Origin of the sequence: Sphingomonas sp. (assembly GCF_030145815.1) — a bacterium.
GTDB lineage: Bacteria > Pseudomonadota > Alphaproteobacteria > Sphingomonadales > Sphingomonadaceae > Sphingomonas.
The window spans coordinates 1-5,247 of the sequence record NZ_JAIXHL010000063.1 but is presented as its reverse complement, the minus strand read 5'-3'; the positions used below and the strand labels follow the sequence as shown (position 1 = coordinate 5,247).

At 59.4% G+C, this 5,247-nt stretch carries 6 protein-coding genes; 2 read left to right on the top strand and 4 right to left on the bottom strand.

The window, feature by feature from the left end; translation table 11 throughout:
- A partial coding sequence (locus tag KYX69_RS22785) for a M3 family metallopeptidase (protein ID WP_300501646.1) occupies positions 1-1,602 on the bottom strand: 1,602 nt, incomplete at its 3' end.
- Positions 1,603-1,634: 32 nt separating this feature from the next.
- Between KYX69_RS22785 and KYX69_RS22780 the strand changes: the two genes are divergently transcribed.
- Entirely contained in the window at positions 1,635-1,802 is a 168-nt protein-coding gene (locus KYX69_RS22780; protein ID WP_300501645.1) for a hypothetical protein, read from the top strand.
- Here the strand turns inward: KYX69_RS22780 and KYX69_RS22775 are convergent, their stop codons facing one another.
- From KYX69_RS22775 to KYX69_RS22765, 3 genes are read right to left on the bottom strand one after another with little or no spacing between them, the layout of a single operon-like run.
- Complete coding sequence (locus tag KYX69_RS22775) at positions 1,803-2,993, bottom strand: aromatic amino acid transaminase (RefSeq protein ID WP_300501644.1); 1,191 nt, start codon at positions 2,991-2,993, stop codon at positions 1,803-1,805. It abuts the gene before it with no gap.
- Positions 2,994-3,002: 9 nt separating this feature from the next.
- Positions 3,003-4,022 carry a putative sulfate exporter family transporter gene (locus tag KYX69_RS22770; RefSeq protein WP_300501643.1) on the bottom strand — a complete coding sequence of 340 codons (1,020 nt, stop codon included), beginning with the start codon at positions 4,020-4,022 and terminating at the stop codon, positions 3,003-3,005.
- Positions 4,019-4,261 carry a DUF6356 family protein gene (locus KYX69_RS22765; RefSeq protein ID WP_300501642.1) on the bottom strand — a complete coding sequence of 81 codons (243 nt, stop codon included), beginning with the start codon at positions 4,259-4,261 and terminating at the stop codon, positions 4,019-4,021. Before KYX69_RS22765 ends, KYX69_RS22770 begins: the two co-directional genes overlap by 4 nt.
- A 117-nt stretch (positions 4,262-4,378) precedes the next feature.
- Between KYX69_RS22765 and KYX69_RS22760 the strand changes: the two genes are divergently transcribed.
- On the top strand, positions 4,379-4,831 hold the full coding sequence (locus KYX69_RS22760; protein WP_300501641.1) for an Lrp/AsnC family transcriptional regulator: 453 nt from the start codon (positions 4,379-4,381) through the stop codon (positions 4,829-4,831).
- Positions 4,832-5,247: the final 416 nt, after the last annotated feature.

The following is a 5,247-nucleotide window of genomic DNA, read 5'->3' as shown; positions in this document are numbered from 1 at the left end:
ATCAAAGAGTGTTTCGGGCAACGGCGCGCCGCTGCGAAAATGCCCCGACATGCCGGTCAGCACGCCTCTATCCCAGGCGAAATCTTCCATGAGCTGGCTCGGAAGTTCTATCGCATCCCATTCGAACCCGTTGATCCCCGCGATCGATGGACGATCTACGCGCGTGAACAGATGGTGCAGGCAGTGGCCGGTCTCATGAAGCAGTGTCGTCACGTCATAATGGCTGAGCAGCGATGGCACCGCCTCGCTCGACGGCGCGAAGTTGCATACAAGATAGGCCACAGGCAGAGTTTGCGCATCGCCGTCGTCAAGCCTCGCCCGCGCGGCAGACATCCAGGCGCCGTTCCGCTTCCCCGGCCTCGCGTAAAGATCGAGATAGACACCCGCGATGACCGTGCCGTCATCGTCGGCGACGTCGAAATAACGGACATCGGGATGATAGACCGCCACATTATCACGATCGACTAGCCGAATGCCGAACAGTTGTCCGAGCAGATTCTTCCAGCCTTTCAACACGCGATCGACCGGAAAATAGGTCCGTATTTCCTGCTCGTCGATGGCGTGCAACCGCTGCCGCAACCGATCCGAAGCGAAAGCCACATCCCAAGGCTGAAGATCGTCGTATCCGAGCACCTCCATTGCGAAAGTCTGCAGGTCCGCGAGGTCGCGTTCTGCAGCCGGGCGCGCGCGCTCCGCGAGATCGCGCAGGAATGCGAGCACTTCGCTCGAGTTCGGGGCCATCTTTGTCGCCAGCGATTGCTCCACCGGGTTCGAAAAGCCGAGGAGAATTGCAGCCTCTCGCCGCAGGTCGATGAGGCGGGAAATGCGGGGGGTGTTGTCGAACTGTCCCGCGCACGGCCCTTGATCGGATGCTCGGGTCACATTTGCGCGGTACAGGCGCGCGCGCAAATCCCGATTCTCCGCGAAAGTGAGAATCGCGGCGACGCTGGGCTGTTGGAGCGTAACGCGCCATCCGTCGACGCCCTTGGCTCGCGCGGCATCGCGAAACATCGCCTTATCCGTATCGGAAACACCAGCCAGCAAGTGCTCGTCATCGATCATTTCGTCCCAAGCGTCCGTGGCGTCGAGCACCGCGCTGCCGAAGGCGGTAGAGAGCTCTGACAATTCTACCGAGATTTCGCGAAAACGCCGACGCTGGTCGGGGGCCAGGGCAACGCCGGCCATCGTAAAATCGCGGATCGTGCGTTTGACGACAACTTGATCCGCCTGGTGCAAATCAGCGAAACCGGAGGATTTCGTCAAACCCACCAGGAGGTCGTAAAGATCCCGATTCTGGCCGAACTCCATTTCGTTGTCGATCAGCCGACGCTGGGCTTCAGCATGGGCGGCGCGTAATTCCGGGCTATCGGCCACTCCGTTGAGATGCGATACCGTCCACCAGACTGCGTCGATGAGATTGGCCACACGTTCGATCGGCATCCAGATTTCGGGGAATTTGGACGGCCTTCGCGCTACGATGTCGGCAACAACCGCCTGATGTTCAGCAATCGCAGCGTCAATCGCTGGCAGAATTTGATCCGGGGAAATGTCGGCGAAACGGGGCAGCAGCCGGGGGTCAAAAGGCAAATTGATCAAGGTCATTTTCCTGGGACTCACTTCTATAGAAAATCGAAATGGAGGTCGATCGACGGAACTTTGCGATCCTCGTGGGTTGGCAGGGGCACGGCGTGGATCGATGGACGTGCTCGCGAGGGTGCTTCGATGAAGTTCCCCGCGCCGCACGCAAGCGCCATGCGGCCATCGCTATCATCGATATTGCGATGGCCGCCGGCGGCACGTGATCATGCGATGCAAGGGTGCAGTATCACGTGCCGGCAAGCTTCGATGAACCGGTCGATGTTGTTGTCGTTCAGCCCCGCGATGTTGATGCGTGAACTGAGGTCGAGATAGATGGCGTGCTCGCGCCGGAGCGCGAGAATTTGCGCCGCCTGTAGTGGAAGCATCGTGAACAGGCCGTCTTGTCCTTCTATATCAATGTCGCCTGCGATCGAGGCCGCGGCCAGGCGCGTCCGAACAGACAAAAGCCGCGTGCGCATTTCTTCGAGTTCACCGTACCAGGCGTTCCGCAACGTCGGGTCGCTGAGGATCATTCTAACCACCGCGGCGCCGTGGTCCGGTGGATTGGACCAGAGCATCCTCGCCAGCGCTTCGGCCGTGAGGCGGCATGACCGCGCGGAACGGCTATTGGGGGCCAGAACTGCAAGCATACCGGTGCGATCACTGTAAAGGCCGAAACTCTTTGAGCAGGAAATTGCGACGATCACCTGTGGCAGGGCGTCCAGAAGCAACCGTGTTCCTTCCATGTCCGCCTCAATACCGCGGGCAAGCCCAGCGTAAGCAAGGTCGACGACCGGCACCAGATCTTTCGCGGCGAGAACAGCGCGGAGGGCGAGCCACTGCGACCGGGTAAGCGAGGCCCCTGTCGGATTGTGGCAGCAACCGTGCAGGAGGAATAAATCCCTCGGCCTCGCCGCGTTGGCCGCTGCGATCAAGCTTTCGAAATCTACCCTGCCGGTGGCCGCGTCATAATAGGGGTAAGCGACATGTTCGATACCGCAATGTTCGGCCGTCGGGATATGATTTGGCCAGGTTGGGGTGCCAACAATCAGGCGGGATCCCGGAGACAGATGGGCGGCAAGTTCGAGTCCAAGCCGGTAAGCACCGGTGCCGCCCGGCGTCTGGATTGTCGCCATGCGCCCTTCCGCCATCGCTTCCAGGTTTGGCAAGAGCTCGGCGATGAGAAGCTCGCAGAACAGGGGGTCGCCGGCGGGACCAAGATACCCCTTGCCGATCTGGCTTTTCAGCTTCCAGCCTTCAGCCTCCTTGACGGTGGCCATCACCTTGATCTGGCCGCCATTGTCTCGATATGTCCCAACGCCGAGATCCATCTTGTCCGATCGGTCGTCGGCCCGGTAGAGCTTTCCTACCTCCATGAGAGAATCGGCTGGCGGCGGCTGAATGTCTTGGAACATGATGATCCCCTAAATTCTCAGAAAATGGATGGCGCCAATCACATAGGCGGCGAGCAGCAAGGTCTGGACGACCATGACGATGAGCGGGCGCCAGCCCTCCGACATCAATGCACCAATCGAGCTTTTGAGACCGAGAGCAGCCGTCGCTGCGACAAGGCAGAATGTCGCTGCCTGCGAAAACCCTTCGCGAAAGTAGCCGGTAATCGCACCCAAATTGCTGCCGGCCGCCATCAGCGCGAAGCCGATAAGGAAAAAGAAACTACTGCGCGGCGGTGTGCTCTGGCCGTCCTTGGTGCCAAACCGTGTCGAGAGGAAAAGGATCGCGGCGACGGCTGGCGCCAGGCAGGCGACACGGACCAGCTTTGTCGCGACCGCTGCGCTCGCGGCGTCCGGCGAAATCATCGCTCCTGCTCCTGCGACCTGGCTGACGTCGTGGATTGAAGCTCCGAAGAAGATCGCGGCTTCAATCTGGTCAAAGCCGAGGCGAAGAGCGATCATGGGATAGAGAAGCATCGCAATCGTGCTGAGCGCCGTGGCGAGGGCGACCGTCGCGATCGTCTGGCGCTCGCGCGCCGGATCGGCGGGCAGCACGGTCGAAATGGCAAGCGCCGCCGAGGCTCCGCAAATGCCAACCGCTCCAGCCGATAGGATGGATCGACTGCGCGGCATGCCGAGCAGAAGTGCCAGACCGGTTCCAGCACTCAGCATAAGCAGGACCGCGCCCGCCGAGATGAGCACCGCCGACGCGCCCAGTGCGGCAATCTGGTCGATTGAGAGCCTTACGCCGAGGAAGGCAATGCCAAGGCGCAGAATGGCGCGCGCCGTAAATTCCGTCCCCGCTGCGGCCGGCGAGACGTCGACGAGATGGGCCAGCGCCATACCGATGATCAACGCGATTAATACGGGCGGCGTCGCAGATGCCGAGCCTGCGATCATCGAAAGCGCGGCGATCCCGCCGCAGAGCGCAAATCCGCCAAGTCGTGACGCAATGGTTAATGAAAGGGTCGGTTGGCGGACGGCGTCGGTCACTCTGCGGGCTCGCAGCCCTTGGCGCGCTTGATGCGAGACCGATTGACGATCATCCTGTCATGAAGACGTGCGATGATGCCGCTTCCAGTTCGCTCGAATAGCATCGGCAGAAGTGCGTGAATGAAGCAGGCGAACGCTCCGGCAAGCATGGTAAGCCCGAATGAAGCCGAATGGGTGAGGTGCTGCAGGTAGCTTTCCCCAACCGACGCGGGATGCTTGGTGAACAGACGTGAAAACATGAAGATCTCCTCGCCTCACTTTTATGCGAGGACGCGAGAAAGGTGGTTCCAAAGATTTCCATAATCTGCCAAATGACAGAGAGAAAATTGTCATTTTTCGCTGAAGGGTAGAATATTTTGCTCGACTCCTTGGACAGGAAGATATTGCGCTGCTTGCAGGACAATGCGGATCAGTCGCTGGCAGAAATCGCTGCGGCAGTTGGCCTGTCACAAAGTCCCTGCTGGAAACGGATCAAGCGCCTGGAAAACGAAGGCTATGTGCGTGAGCGGGTTGCGCTGCTGGATCGCGATCTGCTGGATCTGGGCGTCACCGTTTTCGTCTCGGTCCGTACGAATCAGCATCATGAGACTTGGCTCCGCGAATTCGCCGAAGCCATTTCGGCTATTCCTGAGGTCGTTGAATTTTACAGAATGAGCGGAGATGTCGATTATCTGCTCAAAATTCTTTGCCGCGACATCTCGGATTTCGATCGCATATATAAATCTCTGATCAAGCGAACGGCATTGCGTGACGTGACCTCGTCTTTTGCCATGGAGCAGATCAAATATACGACGAGGCTCCCGATCTGATGTCGTTTTGCTACGCGGCCGGTGCGCTCTGTAAGACGGCCGGGGCAGAAGCTATGTCGGAAAGACGTCGGGAAGGCATGTCTGGCTATGGTCATATCGTCGATCAGGCGCTGGCGCAGCGGGCTGATCGGGCCAATCTGGATAAGCTCGTTCATCGTTCGACTCCTCAGGTAAAGGAGCCGAAAGGGTCCGCCTACGGCAGCCGACGTTCAATCAGGCGCGGCGCTCGCTGGGCCGCTTTACATCGAGGCTAGCGCCAATCCGCGGAGCGGTTCGTGCAACGGCCACCAGGTCGTGTTGACAAAAGATTTCAACCACAGCCTTGCAGCGGCGAGGTTTAGGAAGCTCTCGAAGGATAGGACGGTTTTGTCGTAGCGGGTCGCGATGCGGCGCTGTTGTTTGAGTTTACCGAACAT

Coding starts and splice junctions, on each gene's coding strand:
- KYX69_RS22780 (WP_300501645.1), top strand. CDS start 1,635: ATGGAGGTCGATCGACGGAACTTTGCGATCCTCGTGGGTTGGCAGGGG.
- KYX69_RS22775 (WP_300501644.1), bottom strand. CDS start 2,993: ATGTTCCAAGACATTCAGCCGCCGCCAGCCGATTCTCTCATGGAGGTA.
- KYX69_RS22765 (WP_300501642.1), bottom strand. CDS start 4,261: ATGTTTTCACGTCTGTTCACCAAGCATCCCGCGTCGGTTGGGGAAAGC.